This is a genomic window from Amycolatopsis sp. VS8301801F10 (assembly GCF_046195355.1).
In the GTDB taxonomy this organism is placed as follows: Bacteria; Actinomycetota; Actinomycetes; order Mycobacteriales; family Pseudonocardiaceae; genus Amycolatopsis.
Window position 1 is genome coordinate 7,168,944 of record NZ_CP176065.1, and the last position, 24,539, is coordinate 7,193,482.

General features: G+C 71.5%; 21 protein-coding genes and 1 pseudogene. 17 read left to right on the forward strand and 5 right to left on the reverse strand.

Annotated features, from left to right (window positions below; genetic code table 11):
* Positions 1-72 precede the first annotated feature (72 nt).
* From F9C11_RS32910 to F9C11_RS32930, 5 genes are all read left to right on the forward strand, one after another.
* Positions 73-636 carry a CGNR zinc finger domain-containing protein gene (locus F9C11_RS32910; protein WP_409181253.1) on the forward strand — a complete coding sequence of 188 codons (564 nt, stop codon included), beginning with the start codon at positions 73-75 and terminating at the stop codon, positions 634-636.
* Positions 637-743: 107 nt separating this feature from the next.
* Positions 744-2,855: a 2Fe-2S iron-sulfur cluster-binding protein gene (locus F9C11_RS32915; protein WP_409181254.1), complete on the forward strand. Its 2,112-nt coding sequence runs from the start codon at positions 744-746 to the stop codon at positions 2,853-2,855.
* Between the two features lie 99 nt (positions 2,856-2,954).
* Positions 2,955-3,752 (forward strand): helix-turn-helix transcriptional regulator, encoded by a 798-nt coding sequence (locus F9C11_RS32920; RefSeq protein WP_409181255.1) that lies wholly within the window; start codon positions 2,955-2,957, stop codon positions 3,750-3,752.
* A 33-nt stretch (positions 3,753-3,785) separates the two neighbouring features.
* Positions 3,786-4,901, forward strand: a complete 1,116-nt coding sequence (locus F9C11_RS32925; protein ID WP_409181256.1) for a WD40/YVTN/BNR-like repeat-containing protein — start codon at positions 3,786-3,788, stop codon at positions 4,899-4,901.
* The gene (locus F9C11_RS32930) at positions 4,898-5,203 is read left to right on the forward strand and encodes a MoaD/ThiS family protein (RefSeq protein ID WP_409181257.1); all 306 of its coding nucleotides are present in this window, start codon (positions 4,898-4,900) and stop codon (positions 5,201-5,203) included. Before F9C11_RS32925 ends, F9C11_RS32930 begins: the two co-directional genes overlap by 4 nt.
* 949 nt (positions 5,204-6,152) lie before the next feature.
* Here the strand turns inward: F9C11_RS32930 and F9C11_RS32935 are convergent.
* The gene (locus F9C11_RS32935; protein WP_409181258.1) at positions 6,153-6,497 is read right to left on the reverse strand and encodes a DUF3140 domain-containing protein; all 345 of its coding nucleotides are present in this window, start codon (positions 6,495-6,497) and stop codon (positions 6,153-6,155) included.
* Between the two features lie 36 nt (positions 6,498-6,533).
* Entirely contained in the window at positions 6,534-7,286 is a 753-nt protein-coding gene (locus tag F9C11_RS32940) for a FadR/GntR family transcriptional regulator (RefSeq protein ID WP_409181259.1), read from the reverse strand.
* 54 nt (positions 7,287-7,340) lie between these two features.
* Here F9C11_RS32940 and F9C11_RS32945 point away from each other — a divergent pair, with 54 nt between their 5' ends.
* Entirely contained in the window at positions 7,341-10,124 is a 2,784-nt protein-coding gene (locus tag F9C11_RS32945) for an FAD-binding and (Fe-S)-binding domain-containing protein (protein WP_409181260.1), read from the forward strand.
* 4 nt (positions 10,125-10,128) lie between these two features.
* Here the strand turns inward: F9C11_RS32945 and F9C11_RS32950 are convergent, their stop codons facing one another.
* A complete protein-coding gene (locus F9C11_RS32950) occupies positions 10,129-10,803 on the reverse strand; it encodes a GntR family transcriptional regulator (protein WP_409181261.1) in 675 nt (224 codons plus the stop codon).
* A 156-nt stretch (positions 10,804-10,959) separates the two neighbouring features.
* On the opposite strand from F9C11_RS32950, the gene F9C11_RS32955 reads away from it, so the two are divergent.
* The 3 genes and pseudogenes from F9C11_RS32955 to F9C11_RS32965 form a co-directional block, all read left to right on the forward strand.
* Complete coding sequence (locus F9C11_RS32955; RefSeq protein WP_409181262.1) at positions 10,960-11,835, forward strand: MaoC family dehydratase N-terminal domain-containing protein; 876 nt, start codon at positions 10,960-10,962, stop codon at positions 11,833-11,835.
* A gap of 73 nt (positions 11,836-11,908) precedes the next feature.
* Complete coding sequence (locus F9C11_RS32960) at positions 11,909-12,721, forward strand: enoyl-CoA hydratase/isomerase family protein (protein WP_409181263.1); 813 nt, start codon at positions 11,909-11,911, stop codon at positions 12,719-12,721.
* A gap of 67 nt (positions 12,722-12,788) precedes the next feature.
* Positions 12,789-13,358 (forward strand): annotated as a pseudogene (locus tag F9C11_RS32965) (RNA polymerase sigma factor); the annotation flags it as partial.
* Positions 13,359-13,992: 634 nt separating this feature from the next.
* Here F9C11_RS32965 and F9C11_RS32970 read toward each other — a convergent pair.
* Positions 13,993-14,757 (reverse strand): GntR family transcriptional regulator, encoded by a 765-nt coding sequence (locus F9C11_RS32970; RefSeq protein ID WP_409181264.1) that lies wholly within the window; start codon positions 14,755-14,757, stop codon positions 13,993-13,995.
* A gap of 88 nt (positions 14,758-14,845) precedes the next feature.
* Between F9C11_RS32970 and iolC the strand changes: the two genes are divergently transcribed.
* The 5 genes from iolC to F9C11_RS32995 are packed head-to-tail and all read left to right on the forward strand — an operon-like array spanning position 14,846 to position 20,717.
* Complete coding sequence (gene iolC / locus F9C11_RS32975) at positions 14,846-15,793, forward strand: 5-dehydro-2-deoxygluconokinase (RefSeq protein ID WP_409181265.1); 948 nt, start codon at positions 14,846-14,848, stop codon at positions 15,791-15,793.
* Entirely contained in the window at positions 15,790-16,656 is an 867-nt protein-coding gene (locus F9C11_RS32980) for an aldolase (RefSeq protein ID WP_409181266.1), read from the forward strand. The genes iolC and F9C11_RS32980 overlap by 4 nt, the downstream gene beginning before the upstream one ends.
* Entirely contained in the window at positions 16,653-17,459 is an 807-nt protein-coding gene (gene iolB / locus F9C11_RS32985) for a 5-deoxy-glucuronate isomerase (RefSeq protein ID WP_409181267.1), read from the forward strand. The genes F9C11_RS32980 and iolB overlap by 4 nt, the downstream gene beginning before the upstream one ends.
* Entirely contained in the window at positions 17,456-19,315 is a 1,860-nt protein-coding gene (gene iolD / locus F9C11_RS32990) for a 3D-(3,5/4)-trihydroxycyclohexane-1,2-dione acylhydrolase (decyclizing) (RefSeq protein WP_409181268.1), read from the forward strand. The genes iolB and iolD overlap by 4 nt, the downstream gene beginning before the upstream one ends.
* Before the next feature lie 43 nt (positions 19,316-19,358).
* Positions 19,359-20,717, forward strand: coding sequence for an MFS transporter (locus tag F9C11_RS32995; RefSeq protein WP_409181269.1), 1,359 nt, complete (start codon positions 19,359-19,361; stop codon positions 20,715-20,717).
* A gap of 24 nt (positions 20,718-20,741) precedes the next feature.
* On the opposite strand, the gene F9C11_RS33000 is transcribed toward F9C11_RS32995, so the two are convergent.
* On the reverse strand, positions 20,742-21,899 hold the full coding sequence (locus F9C11_RS33000; protein WP_409181270.1) for a DUF418 domain-containing protein: 1,158 nt from the start codon (positions 21,897-21,899) through the stop codon (positions 20,742-20,744).
* Positions 21,900-22,054: 155 nt separating this feature from the next.
* Between F9C11_RS33000 and F9C11_RS33005 the strand changes: the two genes are divergently transcribed.
* Genes F9C11_RS33005 through F9C11_RS33015 form a run of 3 tightly spaced genes read left to right on the forward strand, consistent with a single transcriptional unit; the run spans position 22,055 to position 24,455 of the window.
* Complete coding sequence (locus F9C11_RS33005; protein ID WP_409181271.1) at positions 22,055-22,588, forward strand: hypothetical protein; 534 nt, start codon at positions 22,055-22,057, stop codon at positions 22,586-22,588.
* 8 nt (positions 22,589-22,596) lie between these two features.
* Positions 22,597-23,268, forward strand: a complete 672-nt coding sequence (gene cseB, locus F9C11_RS33010; protein WP_409181272.1) for a two-component system response regulator CseB — start codon at positions 22,597-22,599, stop codon at positions 23,266-23,268.
* Positions 23,265-24,455, forward strand: coding sequence for a sensor histidine kinase (locus F9C11_RS33015; RefSeq protein ID WP_409181273.1), 1,191 nt, complete (start codon positions 23,265-23,267; stop codon positions 24,453-24,455). Before cseB ends, F9C11_RS33015 begins: the two co-directional genes overlap by 4 nt.
* Positions 24,456-24,539: the final 84 nt, after the last annotated feature.

Below are 24,539 nucleotides of genomic sequence, written 5' to 3' on the forward strand. Positions count from 1 at the left end.
CCGGGAGTTGGAACCGGCTTAGCCGGTTCTAGCAGGCCCACGCGGCCGAGCGCAACCGGCTAAGCTGGTTCCATGCCTGCCGCGTTCCCCGACTTCCGCCTCGGCGCCGTGCTCGCGACCAGCTTCACGGCGACCCTGACCGAGCGTCGCGGCGATCCCGTCGAGCGCATTCCCACCCCGCAGCGGCTCGCCGACTGGCTGGCAGTGAGCGGCCTCGCCGTGGACTCCTGCACCACCGGACAGCTCGAACTCGCCCGGGAACTGCGGGAGTCGATCCACGCCGCCGCGACCGCGGCCGCGCTCCAGGAACCCCTCCCCGCGTCCGCGGTCCAGGTGATCAATGCCCGCAGCGCGCAAGGCCGGGCCGCAGCCGTCCTGACGCCCGACGGCGAACGGCGCTGGCAACTCGGCCCGGCCACCGCGGTGGAAGACGCCCTCGGCGTGATCGCCGCCGACGCGATCGAGATCATCTCGGGCGAACGCGACGGAAAGCTGGCGCTGTGCGCCTCGCCGACCTGCCGAGCCGCCTTCTTCGACACCAGCCAGAGCCGCACCCGCAGGTGGTGCGACATGAACACGTGCGGCAACCGGCAGAAAAAGGCGCGCTTCAACGCGAACCGCGCGGCGGCGAAGTGACCCGCCGAATGCGAGCAGCCACCGGGGCCGATCCCCGCTGAACACCGGTTTCGCGCGGCTGGAAAAGCGAGTAGCCAAATACCCGAGCTAAAGCTCACAATATAGCCATGACCAGCGCAAACACGGCGACCACCGCGCGCCGGATGACCACTGTCGAGGAGCTGGAAGCGGTCATCGGCCGTCCCGGCGCGGCGATCAAGCTGAAGCAGCTCGACTGGCTCGACGAAGGCTGCGAAACGATCCTGGCGCACTCCCCGTTCGCCGGCTGCGGCTACCGGACCGCCGCCGGCGCCCGGCACAGTACGTTCGTCGGCGGCGTGCCCGGCTTCCTGCGCGTCCGCTCCCCAAAGGAGGTTTCTTTCGCATTGCCCGCCAACGCGCCGGAACCGGCGATCGGCCACGGCATTTCGTTCGTAGTCCTGCTTCCCGGCGTCGGTGAAACCCTCCGGCTCAACGGAACCGTCACCGCGACAGACGGCCGCGAAACCGTAGTAAAAGTGCAGGAGACGTACATCCACTGTGGACGTGCCGTCTTCCGCTCCCGGCTCTGGCAACCGCGCCCAGTGTCGGCCGCGCAGCCGACTCCCGCTCTCGGAGACGGTCCGCTGGCCCGGCCCGACGTCGCCGAGTTCCTGGCCCGCTCCCCGTTCCTGGTCCTCAGCACCGGCGACGCGGCGGGCGGAAGCGACACCAGCCCGCGCGGCGACCAGCCCGGTTTCGCGCAGGTCGTCAACGGCCGCACGATCCTGCTGCCGGACCGCAACGGCAACAAACGCGCCGACACCGACCGCAACCTGCTCCAAGACCCGGAACTCGCCCTCGCCGCGCTCGTCCCCGGACGCACCGGCATCCTCCACTTGCGCGGCACCGCCTCCCTCACCGCCGACCCGGCCCTGCTGGAACCCCTTGCCCTGCGCGGAAATCTCCCCCAAGCCGCGTTGCTGATCGACGTGACGCACGCCGAACTGGCGCCCGGCGAAGCCGTCGAACGCTCGCGGCTGTGGCATCCGGAGGCCCACGTCGACCGGGCCGAAGTGCCGGACCTGATGGCGCTGGCGATGAAACAGGCGTCGCTCAACAACGCGGTAGGCGCGTCGTCGGGGTTCTTGTTCAGGCTGCTCGCGAAATTCCCGAAACTGCTCAGATTCGTCATCGACCGGAGTTATCGCAGCCAGCTCCACGCCGAGGGGTACGCCGATTCCGCGCCGGAACTCGAGCGGCGGCTGCGAACCGTGCGGGTCGCCGAAATCCGCCGGGAAACCCCGCAGGCGGTGACCATCGCGCTGGAGGACGGAGCCGCGTTCGATTTCCGTCCCGGCCAGTTTTTCACCTTGATCGCCGATCTCGGCGGCCGTTCGGTGCGCCGCGCCTACTCCGCCTCGTCGGTCCCCGGAAAGAAGCGGCTCGAAGTGACCGTGAAACGGGTCGACGACGGCCGCTTCTCCGCTTATCTGCACGACCGCCTGCGGGTCGGCGACCGGCTGTCGGTGCGCGGCCCGTCCGGTTCGTTCCGTCCCGATCCGCGCGCCGACCTGGTGCTGATCGCCGCGGGCAGCGGAATCACGCCGATGATGAGCATCGTCCGCACGCGGCTGTCCCGGCCGGGGCGCAGCCGGATTTCGCTGCTGTACGCGAACCGGTCTCCGGAAGAAACCATCTTCGCCGCTCAACTGGCCCGTTTGCGACGACGGCATCCGCGCCGGTTGCGGATCACACACGTACTGTCGCGTCCGGACTCGAGCTGGACCGGCGAACGCGGCCGGATCGACGCGGACCTGCTGCGCCGCTGGCTGGCCGACGCTTCCCCGACCGCCGAGTACTGCGTGTGCGGTCCGGAACCGGTGCTGGCCGCGGCCCGTGCGGTGGTCGCCGAACTGGGCGTGCCGGACGGGCGCTTCCACGAGGAGCGCTACACCAGCGGCGCTTTCGACCCGGCGGAAATGAGCGCCGAACCGCGGGAAATGGTCGTGGAGAACGTCGGCGCGGCGACGGTGGAACCCGGTGACACGCTGCTCGACGCCGGGCTCGCCGCGGGGCTGCCGATGCCGTACTCGTGCACTGTCGGAAACTGCGGCGAATGCCTGGTTCGGCTGCGCTCCGGGGAGGTCTCGATGAAACAGCCGAATTGCCTCACCCCGCGGCAGCTCGCGGACGGGTACGTGCTCGCCTGCGTCAGCTGCCCGCGTTCCGCGGTGGTGGTCGAGCTGGAAGACGACTGACGCCCGGTTTCCCTGGCTTCCTTGCTTCGCGGGCAGCCGACGTCCCGGAATTGTCGGTGCGCGGATTTACCATGGCGGCACATCCGAGGAGGTGTGCACATGCGGGACGCCGTGTTCGAGGCGGCGAGGTTCCTGGCCGCCGGACGCACCCGGCAGCTCACGCTCGAGGACGTGGCCGACCACGTCCGCTACAGCCCGTTCCACCTGGCGCGCGCGTTCGAGCGGGAGATCGGCCTGCCGCCGGGGAAATTCCTTGCCGCGCAACGGTTCCAGCTCGCCAAGGAGCTGCTGCTGGACACCGGCGAGAAGGTGGTCGACATCTGCCACGAGGTCGGGTTCTCCGCGCCGGGCACGTTCACCACGCGGTTCACCGCGGCGGTCGGGGTGAGCCCGCACCGGTTCCGGCAGCTGCCCGGCCTCCTCGCCGAGCACCCGCCGGAGCCGGTGCGGGTGGCGGGCCCGGACTGCGCCGGCGGGGCGGTCACCGGCCGCGCGCTGCTGAGCCCGGCCGCGGTGGCCGCGCTCGACGGAGCGCCCGCGGTGTACGTCGGGTTGTTCGCCTCGTCGTCGGCGCGCGGCGTGCCGGTCAGCGGCTCGCTGCTCGGGCCGGACCTGGAGTTCGCGCTCGTCGGCGTGCCCCCGGGCACCTACCGGCTGCTGGCCTGCGCGCTGCCGTCGGCCGCGGATCCGCGCGCGCAGCTCGCGCCGAGCGTGCGGGCGGTCGGCTCGGCCGCGCGGCCGGTGCGGATCCGGGCCGGGCCGGTGCCGCTGCGCCAGGACGTCCGGCTGGACGTCGCGCCCTCGTGGTCGCCTCCGGTGCTGGTCGCGCTGCCGCCGCTGGCGTCGCCGGGAGCGCAAGAATGGAGAGGCGGCGCGCGGCTGGCGAAGTTAGGTTAGGCCAGGTCAGAAGGCCGTTGTCAGGGAGAAGCCATGCCTGGAGTTCGAGTACTGGTCGGCACGCGCAAAGGCGCGTTCATCCTCACCTCGGACGAGGGCCGCACGCGCTGGGAGGTCGACGGGCCGCACTTCGGCGGCTGGGAGGTCTACCACGTCGCCGGCTCGCCCGCGGACCCGGACCGGCTGTACGCGTCGCAGTCCACGTCGTGGTTCGGCCAGCTGATCCAGCGTTCCGACGACGGCGGGAAGACGTGGAACCAGGTCGACCACGACTTCGCCTACGAGGGCGGGGCGGGCGAGCACCTCTGGTACGACGGCACGCCGAAACCGTGGGAGTTCACGCGGATCTGGCATCTGGAACCGTCGCTGACCGACCCGGACACGGTGTACGCGGGTGCGCAGGACGCGGCGCTGTACCGCAGCACCGACGGCGGGAAGAGCTGGCGGGAGCTGACCGGGCTGCGCAACCACGCGTCCGGGCCGGGCTGGCAACCCGGCGCGGGCGGGCTGTGCCTGCACACGATCATCCTCGACCCGCGGAACTCGAAGCGGATGTTCGCCGCGATCTCGGCCGCGGGCGCGTTCCGCAGCGACGACAGCGGCGAAACCTGGCAGCCGATCAACCGCGGCCTGCACTCCGACGGCATCCCGGACCCGGACGCCGAGGTCGGGCACTGCGTGCACCGGATCGCGCTGCACCCGTCGCGGCCGGACGTGCTGTTCATGCAGAAACACTGGGACGTGATGCGCTCGGACGACGCGGGCGACCACTGGCGGGAGATCAGCGGCAACCTGCCGAGCGACTTCGGTTTCCCGATCGCGGTGCACCCGCACGAACCGGAAACGGTGTACGTGGTCCCGATCCACAGCGATTCCGAGCACTACCCGCCGGAGGGCAAGCTGCGCGTGTACCGCAGCCGCACCGGCGGCGACGAATGGGAGCCGCTCACCGCCGGCCTGCCGCAGGAAAACTGCTACGTCAACATCCTGCGCGACGCGATGGCCGTGGATTCCTGCGACGAAGCGGGCATCTACTTCGGCACCACCGGCGGACAGGTCTACGCGTCGAACAACGGGGGCGACAGCTGGGCCCCGATCGTGCGCGACCTGCCCGCGGTGTGCTCGGTCGAGGTGCAGACGCTGCGATGACCACGCTCGTGCGCGTCAAACTGCCCACGCACCTGCGCCGCCTGGCGAAGGTCGAGGGAGAAATCCGGCTGCCGGTCGAAGACCCGCCGACGCGAGACGCCCTGCTGGACGCGCTGGAACGCGCCTACCCGCAACTGCGCGGCACAGTCCGCGACACGACCACCGGCCGGCGCCGCGCGTTCGTCCGGTTCTTCGCCTGCGAGGAAGACCTGTCGAACACCGCCCCGGACACCACGCTGCCCGCCGAGGTCCTGTCCGGAGCCGAACCGTTCCTGATCATCGGAGCCATGGCGGGCGGCTGACCCACGAACCACCGGCCGAGGGGAAGAACCCCGGGCCTCGGTGCGTCGCGGGGGCGCACCGAGGCCTGGGGCTTACTGGGCCGGGTTGTGCCTGGTCGCGCTCGGGGACTGCGCTGGTCGTTGCCAGGCGGGAGGAGCACGGCTGACACGCGGAACCGGTCGAGGAGGAGCGCAGTCAAGGGGGATCTCCCGTCGCGCTGGCATGCCCCTACGGCATTCGGCACGCGCCCGCGCTCCATGCTGCCGCAGTACGGCCGCACTTCCCGCTTCCCGCGCGCGGTTTCCCCTCCCGCTGGGCGTACTGCCCCTGCGGGTTCAGCGCGCCCGCGCGCTCCACGCCGCCGCAACACAGCCGCACTTCAGGCATCCCGCACGGGGATCTCCCTCCCGCTGGGCATGCCGCCCCTGCCGCATTCGGCACGCTCCACGCTCCACGCCCCCGCAGCACGGCCGCACTTCACGCTTCCCGCGCGCGGTGCCCCTCCCGCTGGGCGTACTGCCCCTGCGCCTTCAGCCCGCCCGCGCGCTCCGCGCCGCCGCAACACGGCCGCACTTCAGTCATCCCGCACGGGGATTTCCCCCTCCCGCTGGGCGCACTGCCCTTGCCGCATTCGGCGCGCCCCCGCGCCCCCGCAGCACGGCCGCACTTCAGACGTTCCGCACGGGGATCTCCCCACCCGCTGGGCATGCTGCCCCTGCCGCATTCAGCCCGCCCCCGCGCTCCACGCCGCAGGAGCACGGCCCGCTTCAGACGTCCCGCGCTCAATCCCGCGATGCGCGGCGGCCGACCTGCCGGAGGCCGCCCTCGCCCGGCCGTCACTCTGCCCCAGGCAGCCGGTCCCCCAGCAACACCGACCGCCACCGCCCGCGCGGGAACAAGCGGCAGCCGAGCTGGATCAGATTTCGTCCACCCGCGGCTCTCCGTCTCCGCCCAAGCCAGCCGCGAGGATCAGCCCCGCACCGGTTTCACCGGGTCGTGGCCCAGGGACATCAGCCCCTGCCGCCACCCAGCGTCCCCCGCTACCGGTTCCAGGTCGTCTCTGCGCGAGGCGTGCACGCGGTCCACCACGTCGCGCATTACCTCGGCGTCCGCTTCGTTCACGTCCGACCTGCGTTTGCCCAGGATGGCCAAGACCTTGCGGCCGGTGGCGGGGCCCGCCTGGTCCGGCAGCGGTTCGGTGTCCGGTCCGGCTTCCCGGGTGCGCAGCCAGTCGGCCAGTTCTCGCGAGGTCATGTTCACTACGCGGTGGAATTCCGTCCACAGCTCGTCGTCCACGGTCTCGTGCGTGGCCACGTCGATCACCTCCCGGCGTCGTCGTCGCGAGGGCGGTTACCCGGACGGCCGGGCGGCAAACCCGGGCAGCCTCGAGTCCACATAGGACCGGGCTCGCGCGGCGATCCGTGCCAGTGCGGCACACGCCGGTTCCGGCGAGCCCCTCGCGACGCCTTCCGCGATCGTCCGGTGGTCCTCCCACGAACGGGTGAGATCGCCGTGTTCGGCGAGTTCTTCGCGGAGCCGGTCGGCCATCAGGCGGCGCAGCGGCACGCGGATCGCGAGCATGCTGCGCAGCAGGATCCGGTTGTGCGCGGCTTCGGCCAGCGCGACGTGGAACTCCGCGTCCGCTTCCAGGAACCGGTCCCGGTCGGTCGAGGCCGCCGCCATCCGGTCGACCAAATCCGTCAGAACCGTCAGCTCGGCGGCGGTCCGGCGGCGGGCGGCAAGGGCGATGACGGTCGATTCGATCGCCTCCCTCGCCTCGACCAGCTCCCGGTACTCGGCCGCGTCCGAAGCGCCCAGCTGCCACGGCACGAAACCGCCGGCCTCGGGTTCCAGCACGAACGTCCCGACCCCCTGGCGCGTCTCGACCCAGCCGCGCGCCTGCAGCGTCCGGACTGCTTCGCGGACGGTCAGCATCGACACCCCGGCCGAGGCCGCGAAGTTCCGCAGCGACGGCAGCGCGGTCCCGGGCGGCCATTCGCCGCCGAGGATTTTCCGGGTCATCTCTTCGACCAGCGAGTCCACCACGCTCACCCGGCGCACCCTGGCCAGCTCCGGCGGCGGTCCCCTCCGTCCCGAGGTCATCGGGCCAGCCTACGGATTGACGGCACTGTTTCAAACACCTAAGTTCAGGCCGGGATGCCCACCAAAACCGATCTGCTCGCCGACCTCCGCGCGAACGTGCGCGGCGAGGTGCACGCCGACGTCCGGCGACGCGCCGAGTACTCCGCCGACGCGTCGAACTACCGAGTCGTCCCGCAGGTCGTCGTGCTGCCCAGGGAGACCGGCGACGTTCTCGCGGCCCTCGAGATCGCCCGCCGCCACGGCGTTCCGCTGACCAGCCGCGGCGGGGGCACGTCGGTCGCGGGCAACGCGATCGGGCCGGGCATCGTGCTCGACTTTTCCCGGCACCTCAACCGCATCGTCGACCTCGACCCGCAAGCGCGGACCGCGGTCGTCCAGCCCGGCGTCGTCCTCGCCGACCTGCAGCGGGCGGCCGCGCCGCACAGGCTGCGCTTCGGGCCCGACCCGTCCACGCACGCCCGCGCGACGCTCGGCGGCATGATCGGCAACAACGCCTGCGGTCCGCACGCGATCGCCTACGGCCGCACCGCGGACAACGTGCGCGAACTCAGCGTGGTCGACGGCACCGGACGCCGGTTCGCCGCGGGTCCGTCGGACGCGGTGCCGGGCCTCGCGGAGCTGATCGACACCCGGCTCAGCCTGCTGCGCACCGAATTCGGCCGGTTCAGCCGCCAGGTCTCCGGCTACTCCCTCGAACATCTGCTGCCGGAGAACGGCCGGTCGCTGGCCCGGGCGCTGGTCGGCACCGAAGGCACGCTGGCGGTCACGCTGGAGGCGACCGTCGACCTGGTCGACATCTCCCCCGCGCGGCTGCTGGTCGTGCTCGGCTACCCGGACATGGCGACGGCCGGCGACGTGGTGCCCGGGTTGCTGCCGCACCGCCCGCTGGCGGTCGAAGGACTCGACGCGCGGCTGGTCGACCTGGTGCGCAACCACCGCGGCGACGTCCCGTCGCTGCCGGAAGGCGGCGGCTGGCTGATGATCGAGGTCGGCGGCGAAACGGAAGCCGAGGCCCGGCACCACGCCGAGCGTCTGGTCGCGGACTCCCAGGCGCTCGACCACGTCATGCTGGCCCCGGGCGCCGAGGCCGCCGCGATGTGGAGGATCCGCGAGGACGGGGCCGGGCTGGCGGGCCGGACCCCGGCCGGCGAGCAGGCGTGGCCCGGCTGGGAAGACGCCGCGGTCCCGCCCGAACGGCTCGGCGCGTACCTGCGGGATTTCGACGCGCTCCTGGACGAATTCGGCCTCGAAGGACTCCCCTACGGCCACTTCGGCGACGGTTGCGTGCACGTCCGGCTCGGGCTGCCGCTGGAACGCGACACGTCGGTGTTCCGCGCGTTCATGACCGCCGCCGCGGACCTGGTCGTCGGCTACGGCGGCTCGTTCTCCGGCGAGCACGGCGACGGCCGGGCGCGCGGCGAACTGCTCCCGCGGATGTACTCGGCCGAAACGATCGAACTGTTCGGCGCGGTGAAAAACCTCTTCGATCCCGACGACCTGCTCAACCCGGGCGTCGTCGTCCGGCCGCATCCGCTCGACGCCGATCTCCGCCGCCCGCAAGCACGTCCGCTCCCGGTCGTCGCGGGCGGATTCTCCTTCGCGCGCGACGGCGGCGACTTCACCCGCGCCGTGCACCGCTGTGTCGGGGTCGGGAAATGCCGCGCCGACAACCGGTCCGCCGGCGGGTTCATGTGTCCGTCCTATCTCGCCACTCGCGACGAAAAGGACAGCACGCGCGGCCGGGCGCGGGTGCTGCAGGAAGTGGCGAACGGTTCGCTGGTGTCCGGCTGGTCGGACCGCGCGGTGCACGAATCGCTCGATCTTTGCTTGTCGTGCAAGGCCTGCGGCAGCGACTGCCCGGCCGGAGTGGACCTGGCGCAGTACAAATCCGAAGCACTGCACCGGAAATACCGCAACCGGCTCCGTCCGATCTCGCACTACACCCTGGGCCGATTGCCGGATTGGCTTCGCCTGCTGCACCGGATCCCGGTGCTCGGCCCGCTCGTCGGCAACGCGCTGATGTCGCTCCGGCCGGTTGAGAAGGTCCTGTTAGCACTGTCCGGAGTGGACACCCGCCGCCGCGCGCCGAAGTTCGCCCGCCGTTCGTTCACCCGGTCCCGGCGCAGGATCCGCGAACAGGGACCGGAAGTGGTGCTGTGGGCGGATTCCTTTTCGGACGGAATGGACACCGAGGTCGCCGAAGCGGTCGCGGCGGTGCTCGCCGACGCCGGATATCGCGTGCTGGTCCCGCCGCGCCGGCCGTGCTGCGGGCTCACCTGGATCACCACCGGACAGCTCGACACCGCCCGCCGGAAGCTTCGCGATCTCGTGCACACCCTGCGCCCGTACGCGCAGGCCGGGCTCCCGATCGTCGGCGTCGAACCGTCGTGCACCGCTGTCCTGCGGTCCGATCTGCTGGACCTGTTCCCAGACGATCCGGACGCCAAAACGGTCTCCGGCGCGGTCACCACCCTCGCCGAACTCCTCGCCAAGACCGAAGGCTGGCAAGCTCCCGATCTGTCCGGCGTCACCGTGGTCGCGCAGCCGCATTGCCACCACCACTCGGTGCTGGGCTTCGAGGCCGACCGGGCGCTGCTCGCCGCGACCGGGGCGGAACTGCGCACTCTCGCCGGATGCTGCGGCCTGGCCGGGAACTTCGGCATGGAACGCGGCCACTACGACATTTCCGTCGCGGTAGCGGAGAACGCGCTGCTTCCGGCCCTGCGGGAAAACCCGGACGCCGTGTTTCTCGCCGACGGTTTCTCCTGCCGCACGCAAGCCGACCAGCTGGCCGGGGTGCGCGGGGTCCACTTGGCACAGCTGCTGAAGCGACGCTGACGAATCAGCGGTCCCAGAAGCCTTGTTTCTCCAGCAAGGCGACCGCGCGCTCGCCGCCGTCGGAGAAGTGTTTCTCCACAATGGACCGTGCCCGCGAGGCCGACCGGGCGCTGAGCGCGTTCAGGATTTTCCGGTGGTCCTCGTGCGCCTTGCCCGGCCAGTCCTCGTGCGCCTCGTAAAACCCGTGCGACACCGTTTTCGCCAGGATGCCCAGGATCGAGAGCAGCCTGCGGGAGTCGGCGGCGTGGTTGATCCTGCGGTGGAACTCGAAATTCAGCCGTTCCTGCTCGGCCCGGTCCGCTCCGGACTCCATCCGGTCCGCGAGATCGCGCAGGGCCTGAAGGCTTTCCGGCGACAGGTTTTTCGCCGCGCGCTCCGCCGCCAGCCCGGACACGAGGCCGAACACGCGGTAGTGGTCGCGGATGTCGTCGCGCGTCATCCGGGCGACGAACGCGCCGCGGCGCGCGATGTGCTCCACCACGCCTTCGTGGTCGAGGGTGATGAGGGCTTCGCGGATCGGCAGTTTGCTGATGCCGAGTTCGTCGGCGAGCGCTTCCTGGTCGATCTTCTCCCCGGCCCGCAGCTGACCGGAGAAAACCCGTCGCCGGATCTCGTGCGCGGCCAGCGCTTTCAGGTTCGCCGGACCGCGGCGCGGTCCCGCGCCCGTGGTTTCGGGCATCGCCTCCCCCTCCGGCACACGTCTTCCGGACAAAGTATTGCACAAGCCGTGCTTCTGCCGGCCCGCTCATCCCTGCTGTTCGAGCGGGTCGCCCGGCGCATTCCTGATAAGGTTTTCAGCCGACCGCCTCGCCCGCGACAGGATCTGAGGAACCCCATGCCCGAACCGGAAGCCTGGGAACCGCACGCCCTCGTCGGCGAAGAGGTCGTCGAACCCGGTCCCGTCGCCTCGCTGGCCGCGCTGTTCGACGACGGGCTCCCCGCGCCGCGCGAAGGCGACGCCCTGCCGCCGCTGTGGCATTGGGTCGCGCTGCCGCGCTGGCCGGTGTCGTCGCGGCTCGGCCTCGACGGCCATCCGGTCCGCGGCGGTTTCCTTCCGCCGGTGGACCTGCCGCGCCGGATGTTCGCCGGAGGCGAGGTCGTGGTCCACCGCGCGCCGCGGGTCGGCGAGACGGTGCGCCGACGCTCCATTGTGGACTCAGTCGCCGAGAAGTCCGGCCGTTCCGGGAAACTGGTGCTCGTCCAGGTGCGCACGGAACTGTCCGGAATGGACGGAACGCCGTACCTCGAGGAGCGCCAGGACCTGCTGCACCGCGAGGCCGGGCCGTCCTCCGCGCCCGCGGTCCCGGAAACCGCCGCGGCGCTCGAGCCGGTCGGGTCGCCGTTTCGCCGGACTGACGGGCAGACGTGGGAATTCGCCACCGATCCGACGCTGCTGATGCGTTTCTCCGCGGCCACCGCGAACGCGCACCGCATCCACTACGACTGGCCGTACGCGACCCGGGTGGAGGGCTATCCCGGCCTGGTCGTGCACGGGCCGCTGATGTCGCTCGCGCTGGCCGAGGTGCTGCGGCTCGACTCCCCGGCCTCGCGGGTGCGCCGGATCAGCCACCGCAACCACGCTCCGCTGTTCTGCGGACAGCCCGCGCAGCTGCGGGCCAGCCCCGGCGCCGGTTCGGTCGCGCTCGACCTGCTCGGCCCGTCCGGACCGAGCACCAGCCTCGCCGTCGAACTGTCCGAAGACGGCGGGTGACCTCGGCTCTGGCGGCGACGTCCGCACCGATGGCAGGCTGGCCCAGGTGTTCCGGACGACGGAGGGAAGCCGAATGAGCCGCTACGCGCAGTTCGAGAACCTGCGGGTCGACGGGCCGGACGAGGACGGCGTGATCGAACTCGTCCTGGACGCGCCGCACCTCAACGCGGTCAGCGACGCCGCGCACGGCGAACTCGCCGCCATCTGGCGCGAGTTCGACCGCGACCCCGAGGTCAAGGCCGTCCTGCTGCGCGGCGAGGGCAAGGGTTTCTCCGCGGGCGGATCCTTCGACCTGGTCGAGAAGCTGGCGAACGACTTCGAAGCCCGTTCCCGGACCATGCGCGAGGCCCGCGACCTGGTCTACAACGTCATCGACTGCTCCAAGCCGACCGTCTCCGCGATCCACGGCCCGGCCGTCGGCGCGGGCCTGGTCGCCGGGCTGCTGTCGGACATCTCCGTGGCCGCCGCCAATGCCAAGATCATCGACGGCCACACCCGGCTCGGCGTGGCGGCGGGCGACCACGCGGCGGTGTGCTGGCCGCTGCTGTGCGGGATGGCCAAGGCCAAGTACTACCTGATGACCTGCCGTCCGATGAGCGGGGCCGAGGCGGAGCGGATCGGGCTCGTGTCGCTGTGCGTCGAGGAGGAGGCCGGGCTGCTGCCTGCCGCTCGGGAGATCGCGCACGAGCTGGCCAACGGCGCGCCGAACGCGATCCGCTGGACCAAACAGAGCCTCAACCTCTGGTACCGCCAGCTCGCGGGCGCGATCTTCGACTCCTCGCTGGCACTGGAGTTCTACGGCTTCGCCGGTCCGGAGGTGCGCGAAGGCCTCGCCTCGCACCGGGAACGCCGCGAGCCGGACTTCACGAGGGTGCACGAGTCCTAAGTAGACAGTCGACGGCCGCGCTGCTCTAGGATCGGCGGTCGGGGACAGGCGGATCGGCGGGGGGAAGATGACCGGGACAGCGGACAGTGTCGGCCGTTCGGCGGACGGGGAGCGGCTGGACGTCGCCCTGCGCGAGGCGAAGGCCGGGAACCAGTCGGCGGCGAAGGCCCTGGTCGAGGACCTGACGCCGATCGCCTGGCACGTGGCGCGGGCGCAGGGGCTGAGCACGCAGGACACCGAGGACGTGCTGCAGACGACGTGGCTCGAGCTGTTCCGGAACGCCGACCGGCTGAAGAATCCCCGTTCGCTGACCGCCTGGCTGATCGTCACCACCCGCCGCGAAGCGGCCCGCCGGCAGGCCCGGCCGGTCCCGCTGAGCGACGAGGTCGCCGAAACCCTCGAAAGCGACCTGCCCGGCCCCGAGGAGGAGGCGCTGCGCGCCGACCGGGACCGCCGGGTCTGGAACGCCTTCCGCCGGCTGCCCGACCGCTGCCAGGAGCTGCTGCGGCTGACCGTGCTCGCCGGCCGCGCCGACTACCAGCTGATCGCCGAGGTCATGCACCTGCCGCGGGGCAGCGTCGGGCCGACGCGGGGCCGCTGCCTCGCGATGCTGCGCGAACTCCTCGCCGAGGACGGCGAACAGGGCAATCAGGAGGAGCTGCGCGGCCGGTTGGACGGCGTGCTGGACAAGGCCGACCCGGCTCCCGGCGACCTGCCGTCCCGGATGGCGGTCGCGGTGACCGCCCGCACCCGCGCGCTGGACCAGCACTGCTTCGTCTACGTCTCCGGCGACGATCACGCGGCCGCGGAACGGCTCGCCGCCGCCGTCACCGAGGTGTTCGCGCAGCAGGGCATCGAAGCCGTCCCGGACGGGCCGCCGGTGATCTCGTCCTGGGCGCAACGGTTCACGCTGCGGGCGAGGCGCTCGCTGACCCGCGAGGAGGTCAGACAGCGGCTGCAGAAGGTCGAGCACGCCGTCGAGGTCGTCGCTTTGCAGAAACCGATGAGCGAGGTGAACGCCCAGCACGCGGACGCGGCGAACAAACTGCTTTCCGCCGCCGCGGCGTGCGACAGTTTCGTCGCGCTGGTCGGTTCGCTGCTGCTGGTGAAGCACACTGACGAAAACGGCCGGGTCACGGCGTTCACGCAGACGCTTTCGGTCGCGCAAGTCCGTGCGCTGGAACAGAATCAGCATCTGCTCAAGTCGCCGGCCGAGTTGCTGGCGCGGCTGGAGGAATTGTCCTGCCCCGCCGAATCGGCGGCGGAGATTTCTACTGCGGACCGTGCGTCAGCGGGAGATTGAACGAATACCGCGAAGCCCGGTAAACGTGCCAGCCGTATTCGACCACCCGGCCCGTTTCGTCGTACGTGGTGCGCTGCATGGTCAGCAACGCCGCGCCGGGCGGTTCTTCCAGCAGCTCCGCGTCTTCCTCGGTCGCCAGGCGGGCGCCGATGCTCTGCTGGGCCGAATGCAGCCGGATCCCGGCCCGTCGTAACAGCTGGTAGAGCCCCTGGGAACGCAACTCCTCGTCCTCGACGTCGAGAACGCCGTCCGGGAGGCAGTTGTTCATGATCGCCAGCGGTTCGCCGCGGGTGCGGCGGATCCGCTTCAGCCGGCGGACCCGCTTCAGCCCGGGTGCTTCCAGCAGCGCGGCGGTCTCGGCGCCGGCCGGTTCCACGCGGTTGAGCAGCACCTCCGACGACGGCGTCTCGCCCAGCCCGGCGAGGTCGTCGAACAGGCTGCTCAGCCGCAGCGGACGGGTGACTTTCGTGCGCACCACCTGGGTGCCGACGCCGCGTTTGCGCACCAGCAGACCCTGGTTGACCAGCGACTGAATCGCCTGCCGCACCGTCGGCCGGGACAGCCGCAGCCCGGCCGCGAGGTCGAGTTCGTTCGCCAGCCGGGAGCCCGCGGGAAGGCGGCCGTCGTCGATCGCCGCCCGCAGCTGGCGGGCGACCTGGAAGTACAGCGGCTCGGGGCTGGCCGGGTCCACCGCGATCCCGCGGACCGGGTCCCAGGCCGGGCTGGTGGTCATCGCCGAAGCCTACCGCATATGTCCGTATGTCTTGACAAAGTCCGCGCGCACCGGGCACGGTCGGGGCACAGCCTGCGAGGAGGACGCGATGACCACGGGGTTCGACCTCGTCACGATGGGCCGGATCGGGGTGGACCTCTACCCGCTGCAGACCGGCGTCGGACTGGAAGACGTCGCCTCGTTCGGCAAATACCTCGGCGGCAGCGCCGCGAACGTCGCGGTCGCCGCCGCCCGGTACGGCCGCTCCTGCGCGGTGATCACCAAAACCGGCGACGATCCGTTCGGCCGGTTCCTGCGCCGCGCGCTCGCCGGGTACGGCGTGGACGACCGGTTCGTCGGGACCTCGCCGCACCTGCCGACGCCGGTCACGTTCTGCGAGGTCTTCCCGCCGGACGAGTTTCCGCTCTACTTCTACCGGTTCCCGAAGGCCCCCGACCTCGACCTCTCCCCCGGCGAACTCGACCTGGACGCGATCCGCGGCGCGAAAGTCTTCTGGGCGACGGTGACCGGGCTGTCGCAGGAGCCGAGCCGCAGCGCCACGCTCGCCGCGCTGGAAGCCCGGGGCCGCGAGGGGCACACCGTGCTCGACCTCGACTACCGGCCGATGTTCTGGGAGTCCCGCGAGCAGGCGCGCGAATGGGCGGGCAAGGCGCTGGACTACGCGACGGTCGCGGTCGGCAACCTCGACGAATGCGACACCGCGGTGGCTCTGCGCGAACCTCGCGACGCGGCGAAAGCGTTGCGGGACAAAGGTATCTCGCTCGCGGTGGTGAAGCAGGGGCCGAAGGGCGTGCTCGCGGTGGACGACACCGGCGAGGTGGAGGTGCCGCCGGTTCCGGTGGAGGTGGTCAACGGCCTTGGCGCGGGCGACGCGTTCGGCGGCGCGCTGGTGCACGGGCTGCTGGCGGGCTGGGACGTCGAACGGATCATGCGGTTCGCGAACGCCGCGGGCGCGCACGTCGCTGGGGAACTCGCTTGTTCGGACGCGATGCCCACGGAAGAACAGGTCCTGCGCAGGCTCGGAGGGACGGAATGAACACCGTCGAACGCATCGTCACCACCCGGGTCCACGATCCGGACGCCATCGCCGAAGCCGCCGCCGCGCGGGTACCGGCGCGATCGCCGTTCAACGAGAAAGGCGTGGCGATGATCATCGCCGCCGACCACCCCGCCCGCGGCGCGAACGCCGTCGGGGCCGATCCGCTCGCGATGGCCGACCGCGGCGAACTGCTGGAACGGCTGTGCCTCGCGCTGGAACGCCCGGGCGTCACCGGCGTGCTCGCGACGCCGGACGTGATCGACGACCTGCTGCTGCTCGGCGTCCTCGACGGCAAGACCGTCCTCGGTTCGATGAACCGCACCGGACTCGCCGGGTCGAGCTTCGAGATCGACGACCGGTTCGCCTGCTACGACGCGGAAACCATCGCGCGCATGCGGTTCGACGGCGGGAAGATGCTCACCCGGATCTGCCTGGACGACCCGGCGACGCCGAGCGTGCTGGAGAACGCCGCGAAGGCCGTCAACGCGCTCGCGGACCGGAAGCTGCTCGCGCTGGTGGAGCCGTTCCTGTCCGGATGGGTCGACGGGAAGATCAAGAACGACCTCTCCCCCGACGCGGTCATCCGGTCGGTCACCATCGCGTCCGGCCTCGGCCGGTCGTCCGCCTACACCTGGCTGAAGCTGCCGGTGGTCGCCGAGATGGAGCGGGTGCTGGCCGCCTCGACGCTGCCCGTCGTGCTGCTCGGCGGCGAGGTGGCCGATCCGGACGCGGCGTTCGCGTCCTGGCAGGAGGCGCTCGCGCTGCCGACGGTGCAGGGATTGGTAGTCGGGCGTTCGCTGCTCTATCCGCACGACGGCGACGTCGCCAAGGCGGTCGACACGGCGGTGGGGTTGCGGTGAACCAGTTCAGTGTCGTAATCACTCCCGAATCGGCGGACTGGGGTTTCTCCGGCCTGCGCGTGCTGGAACTCGACGGCGCCGAGACCGTCTCCACCGGCGACGCGGAGACGCTCGTGCTCCCGCTGTCCGGCAGCTGTTCGGTGTCGGTCGACGGACAGAAGTTCGACTTGGCCGGTCGTGCTAGCGTGTTCGATGCGGTCACCGATTTCGCTTACCTGCCAAGGGATTCCGAAGCTGTACTGACCGGCCGAGGAAGGTTCGCGCTGCCCTCGGCGAAGACCTCGAAGCGGCTGCCCGCGCGCTACGGGCCCGCTTCGGGGGTGCCGACCGAACTGCGCGGCGCGGGGAATTGCAGCCGTCAGGTCAACAACTACTGCCTGCCGCACACCTTCGACGCCGACCAGCTGCTCGTCTGCGAAGTGCTCACGCCGGGCGGGAACTGGTCGTCCTATCCGCCGCACAAGCACGACGAGGCGCGCGAGGGCGAGAGCGAGCTGGAGGAGATCTACTACTTCGAGGTCGCCGCCGGCGGGATGGGCTATCAGCGGGTCTACGGCACCGAGGAACGCCCGATCGACGTGCTGAAGGAAGTCCGCACCGGCGACGTCGTGCTGATCCCGCACGGCTGGCACGGTCCGTCGATGGCCGCGCCCGGCTACGACCTGTACTACCTGAACGTGATGGCCGGGCCCGGCCCGGAGCGGGCGTGGCTGATCTGCGACGACCCCGCCCACGCGTGGGTCCGCGAGACCTGGGAATCGCAGGCCGTCGACCCGCGGCTGCCGTTCGGAGGCGCACGATGAGACTGACGACCGCGCAAGCCCTGGTGCGGTTTCTCGCCAACCAGTACTCCGAACGCGACGGCGTCGAGCACCGGTTGATCCCGGGCTGCTTCGGGATTTTCGGGCACGGCAACGTCGCCGGGCTCGGCCAAGCCCTGCTGCAGGCCGCGCCCGCCGGAATCCTTCCGTATTACCTCGCGCGCAATGAGCAGGGCGAGGTGCACGCCGCGACCGCGTTCGCGAAAATGCGCAACCGGCTCCAGACCTTCGCCTGCACCGCGTCCACCGGCCCGGGGTCCACGAACATGATCACCGGGGCCGCGCTGGCGACCACGAACCGGCTGCCCGTGTTGCTGTTGCCGAGCGATGTTTTCGCTGGCCGCGGCCCCGATCCAGTGCTGCAGCAGCTGGAAGACCCGCGCTGCGGCGACGTGTCGGTGAACGACGCGTTCCGCCCGGTGTCGAGGTACTTCGACCGGATCACCCGGCCCGAACAGCTGATCCCGGCCGCGCTCGCCGCGATGCGGGTGCTGACCGATCCGGTGGAGACCGGCGCCGTCACCCTCGCGCTGCCGCAAGACGTCCAGGCCGAAGCGTACGACTGGCCGGAAGACTTCTTCCACCGCCGGGTTTGGCACGTCGACCGCCCGGTGCCCGCGCCGGAAGCCGTGGCCCGCGCTGCGGAACTGCTGCGGTCGGCGAAGGCTCCGCTGCTCGTCGCGGGCGGCGGCGTCGTGTACTCCGAGGCTTGGCCGGAACTCCGCGCGTTCGCCGACACCACCGGGATTCCCGTGGCCGACACGCACGCGGGCAAGGGCGCGGTGCCGTGGGACCACCCGTGCGCGGTCGGCGGTCTAGGCTCCACCGGCACTTCCGCCGCGAACGCGCTGGCCGCCGACGCTGATGTGGTGCTGGGAATCGGCACCCGGTACAGCGACTTCACCACCGCTTCGCACACCGTGTTCGGCAACCCGGACGTGCGGTTCGTGAACCTCAACGTCGCCCGCTTCGACGCCGCGAAACACTCCGCCGAGATGGTGGTCGCCGACGCCCGGCGCGGGCTGGAAGCGTTGTCGGCCGCGCTGTCCGGCTGGCAGGTCTCCGCCGCCCATCGCGCGCGGACCCGGCAACTCGCCGGCGAATGGAACCGCGCCGCCGACGCCTGCTTCGATCTCGGGCACGCGCCGCTGCCCGCGCAAACCGAGATCCTCGGCGCGCTGAACCGCTCGCTCGACGACCGCGATGTCGTCATCAACGCCGCCGGGTCGATGCCCGGCGATCTGCAAATGCTGTGGCGGGCCAGAGATCCCAAGGCCTACCACGTGGAATACGCGTACTCGTGCATGGGATACGAGGTCGCCGCGGGCGTCGGGGCGAAGCTGGCCGCGCCGGACCGCGAGGTGGTCGTGCTCGTCGGCGACGGGTCGTACCTGATGATGGCGCAGGAGATCGTGACGCTGATCGCCGAGCGGCTCAAGGTGATCATCGTGCTGGTGCAGAACCACGGGTTCGCTTCGATCGGGTCGCTGTCGGAATCCCTTGGCTCGCAACGGTTCGGCACGGCGTATCGGTATCGCGCCGACAACGGATTGCTGGACGGCGACGTGCTGCCGGTCGACCTCGCGGCCAACGCGGCCAGCCTCGGCGCGACCGTCCTCCGCGCGTCCACTGTGGACGAGTTCCGGGCGGCGATGAAGCAGGCCAAGGCGAATCCGGTCACGACGGTGGTGCACGTGGAGACGGATCCGCTCGCGCCCAATCCGCCCGGCTCGGCCTGGTGGGACGTTCCGGTGAGCGAAGTGTCCGAGCTGGACTCCACGCGCGCGGCTTACGAGACTTATGTCGCGGAAAAGCGGAACCAGCGGCCGTATCTTTGACGCTTCGGTCCACACCGAACGGTTTCCGCGTCATCCTGGTCTGGTGACCGCAACCACCTCCGCACGCACGCAACGGCTGGCGCTGATCGCGCTCTGCCTGCCCTTTTTCGTCGTCCAGCTCGACGCGACCGTGGTGAACGTCGCCGTCGAAGCGATCCGGCGCGACCTCGGCGGCGGGCTGGGCGGCGAACAATGGGTGATCGCCAGCTACACCGTCGCCCTCGCCGCGGGCATGCTCACCGCGGGCTCGCTCGGCGACCGTTACGGATCGCGCCGGATCTGCGTCCTGGGGACCGTCGTGTTCGGCGCCGGGTCGGCGCTGTGTTCGCTGGCCCCGACCCTTCCGGTGCTGATCGCCGCGCGGACGCTGCAGGGGATCGGCGCGGCCGCGTTGCTGCCGTGTTCGCTGGCGCTGATCGTCCGGCAGTTCCCGGAACCGCGGGCTAGGGCGCACGCACTCGGCGTGTGGGGCGGCATCGCGGCCATCGGCCTCGCGACCGGCCCGGTGGCGGGCGGAATGCTCATCGCGCTGGCCGACTGGCGCGCGATTTTCTGGGTCAACGTTCCGTTCGCCGCCCTCGCCATCGTGCTGACCTGCCGGTACGTCGTCGAATCGCCGCCGAGGGACCGCCGCCTCGACCCGTACGGGCTCGTCCTCGGCACCGTCGCCCTGTCCGCGCTCGCCGGCGGGCTGATCCAGGTCGGCCGCTCCGGCTGGGCCCTCCCGCTGATCGCCGCCGGGGTGCTGGCCGGGGTCGCGTTCGTGGCGGTCGAGCGGCGCCGCCGCGATCCGATGCTGCCGTTGGCGATTTTCTCGTCCCGCCCGTTCTCCGCCGCGAGCACCGCCGGGCTGCTCTTCAACTTCTGCTTCTACGGCACCCTGCTCTGCCTGTCGCTGTTCCTCCAGGGCCCGCTGCACCAGAGCGCGTACGCGACCGGCATGCTGACGCTCCCGCTCACCGTCGCGATCGGCATCGGAGCCACCGCCAGCGGACGGCTCACCGCCCGTTTCGGCGCTCGCGTCCCGATGCTGACCGGCTTCAGCCTCGCCGGGCTCGGCGCGGTCCTGCTGGCCGCCGCCGACTCCCTGCCGCTGGTGGTAGCGGGCGGCGTGGTGCTGTGCTGCTGCTCGATCGCGATGCCCGCGATGACGTCGGTCGCGATGTCGACGCCTCCGGAGGAGCACACCGGCCTGGCCAGCGGAGTGCTGAACACCGCCCGCCAGACCGGCGGCGCGCTGGGCACCGCGGTGCTCGGCACGCTGCTGAGCGCGGGCTCGACGATGTCGCTGAGCGTCCCGATGACCGTGGTCGCCCTCGGCTACGCGGCGGCGGTCGGCTGCACTCTGCTGGCCACCCGCCGACGCCCGCCGGCCGCCTCGGCGGTCCGTGAGGGACGCTGATCCCCGCACGGACCGGCCCCGCGGTCACGGCACGAGCAGCGTCGCCCGGTGCACCAGCCATTCCAGCGGACCCCGCCGCCGCCAGTGCCGCCACGCCGCCGAGGCGGCCAGCATCACCGCGACGACCGTCGCCAGGAACACGAACGAATACGGCTTCGGCACCAGCTTCAAGACCGCGAAATGCGCCGCGTACCAGGTGAACGCCATCCCGCCGGCCGCGGCGAGCGGCCACAGCGCACGACGGCCGAACGGGCGGTCCAAGGCGATCAGCAGCCCGCCGAGCAGCACCATCGCCACGCCGATCATGAGCACGATGCCGAGCGGGCTGGTGGCGTACAGCGAGCCGTCCGCCGGCATCGCCAGGAGCACCTGCCACGGCATCGCGGGCGGCGGGGTCGTCGCGATCGCGTCGGCTCCGCCCAGCGGATAGGTCGCGATCCACGAGCCGAGGGCCGACGCGGAAGCGAGCACGAAACCGGTGTACAGCAAGCGGATCCGGACCCGGTGCGCGCGAAGGTCGAGCCGGCCGATCGCCATTCCCGCCAGCGCCAGCGGCAGGCCGTACGCGACCTGGAAGCCGCCGCCGGACAGCAGCATCCCCGTGAAGAACTCGCCCCACTGCCCGGGATGCCCGAGGATCGCCAGCCCGCTCGCTGTGCCGGATCCGGAGCGCAGCCATTCGGAATGGGCGTTGAACACCCAGAAGGCGTAAAGCGTCACCGCCGGAACGGCGATTCCGGAGAGAACGGACAACGTCCGCGCGCGCAGCCGGGTCAGCGGCAGCAGGAGGAGCAGGAGCACCGCGTAGTACTCGATCACCGAGCTGCCGTACTCGTCGATCGCCAGGCTGAGCAGGAACAACACCACCGCCCGGACCGCGAGCCTGCCGCGGGCGCGCCGCTGTTCGTTCCCGCCGTACGGGGTCGCGCCGCCGGTCATCAACGCCGCGGACAGCCCGAACAGCAGCACGAACAGGCTCATCGCCCGGGACGACGTCTGCACGTTCAGCCAGGCCAGGATTCCCGGGGCCTGGTCGGGCGGACCGCCGCGCAGCCAGCCGCTGGCGAAGAAGTGCTCGACGAACACCCCGACGATCGCCAGCGCGCGGACCGCGTCCACGCCCAGCAGCCGTCCCTTCGGCACCCGCGTTTCCGCCGGGTCCCGCACCGTTTCCGTCCTCATCGGACTCCTCTCCCTGCTCGGTTCCCGGCCAAGGTAGGAACGGCGGATCACCGCCGGCCTCGCTCCGCGTCGCGGCTGTCCGGAGGAAACCCATCGGTCTCGTAACAGCGCTTCCCGAGCAGCGCTCGGACGGCACAATGGCTACTGTGCGAAGCATGCGGAGGACAGTGGTCGCGGCGGTCGCGCTGCTGTCGCTCACTGCTTGCTCCGATGTGGACGGTGTGCGCGTCGCCGGACCGGCTCCGCCGGCAGCAGCCACCCCGGCACCGGCGAACAACCCGCGCGGCCCGAGCGTGGACGCCGTCGCTCTGCTGCGCGCGGACCCGACGGTCAGCGCGCGGACCAAGGCGGCGCTGCGCCCGTGCCCGAGCGGGCCGATCGCCGGGTCGTATCCGGTCAGCACCGCCTACCACGAGCTGACCGGCGAGGTCGACGTCGTGGTGAACGTCTACCCGTGCGCCGCGGCCGGGGCTCCCGGCACCGGCAGCAGCGGCGCGACCGGCGTGCCGGTCAGCGCGTACCTCGGCGGCTACGTCTACACCGTCACCGGGAAACAGCTGTTCAAGCTGGAGAACTCCGGCGCGCTGCTGACCGTGCTCGACGGGCGGCTGGCCACGATGTCGGCGACCGGGCCGGACAACGGGGTCGCGCGCTACCGCTGGACCGGCAACGGGTTTTCGCCGGAGTGAGAGGGGACATGACGCGGGTGCTGCTCGTCGAGGACGACGACGTGATCCGGGAGGCGACGCAGCTCGCCCTCGAACGCGCCGGATTCCGGGTGTCGGCGGCCGCGGACGGGCTCGCCGGGCTCGACCGGTTCCGCGCTCAGCCGCCGGACGTGGCGCTGCTCGACGTGATGCTGCCCGGCCTCAACGGCGTCAGCCTGTGCCGCCGGATCCGCGAGGAAAGCCGGACGCCGATCCTGATGGTGTCGGCCCGCGACGACGCGGTCGACGTCGTGCTCGGGCTCGAAGCCGGGGCCGACGACTACGTCGTCAAACCGTTCGACACCGCGGTCCTGATCGCCCGGATCCAGGCGGTGCTGCGGCGAAGCGGGTGGTCCGGCCCCGAGGAGGACGCGTTCGTCCGGTTCGGCGACCTCGAAATCGACCGCGCCGGGCTGGACGTGCGCCGGGCCGGGCAGCCGGTGGACCTGACCCCGACCGAACTGCGGCTGCTGCTGCGGTTCGCCGAATCGCCCGGCATCGTGCTCAGCCGGGACACCTTGCTGGCCAGCGTGTGGGATTACGCGTGGGGCGGCGATACGCGGGTGGTCGACGTCCACGTGCAGCGGCTGCGGGTGAAAATCGGGCAAGACCGGCTGCGGACCGTGCGCGGCTTCGGATACAAGCTCCGCGCCGAGCCGTGAAACTCCTCCCGGCCACGCTTCGGTGGCGGCTGACCGCGGCGGTGGCTCTCGTGTCGGCCGCCGTCGCGCTGACGTTGAGTTTGCTGGTGCATCAGCAATTCGCGCGCACCCAAGCCGATCAGGCGCGGCGTGCGCAGGACGAATGGATCCAGCTGCTGCTGCGCAATCCGGGCGTCGACGGCCAGTTCGACGATCCGGCGCTGCCCGCTCCCCTGCGCGACGCCGTCCGCGGCGGCAACCGGGCGACCTTTTTGGACGGAGGTGTTCTGTGGGCCGCCGCCGAAACGGGCGGGCACGTCGTTTCGGTGCGGGCCAGCTATGCGGCGCAAACGCAGGCACTGGCCACTTTGGACCGGGAATTGCTGGCGGGTTCGGCTGTGGTGACCGTCGCCGGGGCGTTGCTGGGCGTCGTGCTCGGCGCCGGGATGGCGCGCCGGCTGCGCCGGGCCGCCGACGCCGCCCGCGACGTCGCGAACGGCGCTCCGGCCCGGGTGCGCGACGCGATCGGCCCGCGTCCGCGCGACGAAGCGGCGGACCTCGCGCAGGCCGTGGACGCGATGGCGGACGCGTTGCAGGCCCGGTTGGCCGCGGAGCAACGGGTCACCGCGGACATCGCGCACGAACTCCGGACACCGGTGACCGGTTTGGTGACCGCGGCCGAGCTGTTGCCGCCCGGCCGTCCGGCGGAACTGGTCCGCGACCGGGTGGCGGCGCTGCGGTCGCTGGTGGAGGACGTCCTGGAGGTGGCCCGGCTGGACACCGCGGCCGAACGGGCCGAACCGGCGGACATCGACCTGGCGGAGTTCGTCCGGCGGCGGGTGCCGGACGCGGCGGCCCCGGCCCCGGTCCGGGTGCGGACGGATCCCCGGCGGCTGGAACGGATCCTGGCGAACCTGCTGTCGAACGCGGCCAAGCACGGGGAGCCCCCGGTGACGGTGGAGGTCGCCGGCCGGTGCGTCGTGGTCGGCGACCGGGGGCCGGGATACCCGGAGGTGCTGCTCCGGGAGGGCCCCGCCCGGTTCCGGACCGGCACGGACTCCCGCGGCGGCGGGCACGGGCTGGGGCTGACGATCGCGGTCGCGCAGGCGCGGGTGCTGGGAGCGGAGCTGGAATTCTCGAACCTCCCCGGCGGCGGGGCACAGGCGGTGCTCCGGTTGCCGGAGACGGCTGGGCCGGACGGCGAGTGACGGGCTCGTGCGGCGGTGCGGTGGTTCGTGAGGACCTTCACGGACTCTGATTCCCCCAGGGTTCCCCTCACGAACCTCGGCAGA

Bases quoted from the DNA above. Each gene is read 5' to 3' on its own strand.
- F9C11_RS32910 (WP_409181253.1), top strand. From the start codon at position 73: ATGCCTGCCGCGTTCCCCGACTTCCGCCTCGGCGCCGTGCTCGCGACC.
- F9C11_RS32955 (WP_409181262.1), top strand. From the start codon at position 10,960: ATGCCCGAACCGGAAGCCTGGGAACCGCACGCCCTCGTCGGCGAAGAG.
- F9C11_RS32915 (WP_409181254.1), top strand. From the start codon at position 744: ATGACCAGCGCAAACACGGCGACCACCGCGCGCCGGATGACCACTGTC.
- F9C11_RS32930 (WP_409181257.1), top strand. From the start codon at position 4,898: ATGACCACGCTCGTGCGCGTCAAACTGCCCACGCACCTGCGCCGCCTG.
- F9C11_RS32950 (WP_409181261.1), bottom strand. From the start codon at position 10,803: ATGCCCGAAACCACGGGCGCGGGACCGCGCCGCGGTCCGGCGAACCTG.
- F9C11_RS32960 (WP_409181263.1), top strand. From the start codon at position 11,909: ATGAGCCGCTACGCGCAGTTCGAGAACCTGCGGGTCGACGGGCCGGAC.
- F9C11_RS33000 (WP_409181270.1), bottom strand. From the start codon at position 21,899: ATGAGGACGGAAACGGTGCGGGACCCGGCGGAAACGCGGGTGCCGAAG.
- F9C11_RS32945 (WP_409181260.1), top strand. From the start codon at position 7,341: ATGCCCACCAAAACCGATCTGCTCGCCGACCTCCGCGCGAACGTGCGC.
- F9C11_RS32925 (WP_409181256.1), top strand. From the start codon at position 3,786: ATGCCTGGAGTTCGAGTACTGGTCGGCACGCGCAAAGGCGCGTTCATC.
- F9C11_RS32920 (WP_409181255.1), top strand. From the start codon at position 2,955: ATGCGGGACGCCGTGTTCGAGGCGGCGAGGTTCCTGGCCGCCGGACGC.
- F9C11_RS32940 (WP_409181259.1), bottom strand. From the start codon at position 7,286: ATGACCTCGGGACGGAGGGGACCGCCGCCGGAGCTGGCCAGGGTGCGC.
- cseB (WP_409181272.1), top strand. From the start codon at position 22,597: ATGACGCGGGTGCTGCTCGTCGAGGACGACGACGTGATCCGGGAGGCG.
- iolD (WP_409181268.1), top strand. From the start codon at position 17,456: ATGAGACTGACGACCGCGCAAGCCCTGGTGCGGTTTCTCGCCAACCAG.
- F9C11_RS32970 (WP_409181264.1), bottom strand. From the start codon at position 14,757: ATGACCACCAGCCCGGCCTGGGACCCGGTCCGCGGGATCGCGGTGGAC.
- F9C11_RS32980 (WP_409181266.1), top strand. From the start codon at position 15,790: ATGAACACCGTCGAACGCATCGTCACCACCCGGGTCCACGATCCGGAC.
- F9C11_RS33005 (WP_409181271.1), top strand. From the start codon at position 22,055: ATGCGGAGGACAGTGGTCGCGGCGGTCGCGCTGCTGTCGCTCACTGCT.
- iolC (WP_409181265.1), top strand. From the start codon at position 14,846: ATGACCACGGGGTTCGACCTCGTCACGATGGGCCGGATCGGGGTGGAC.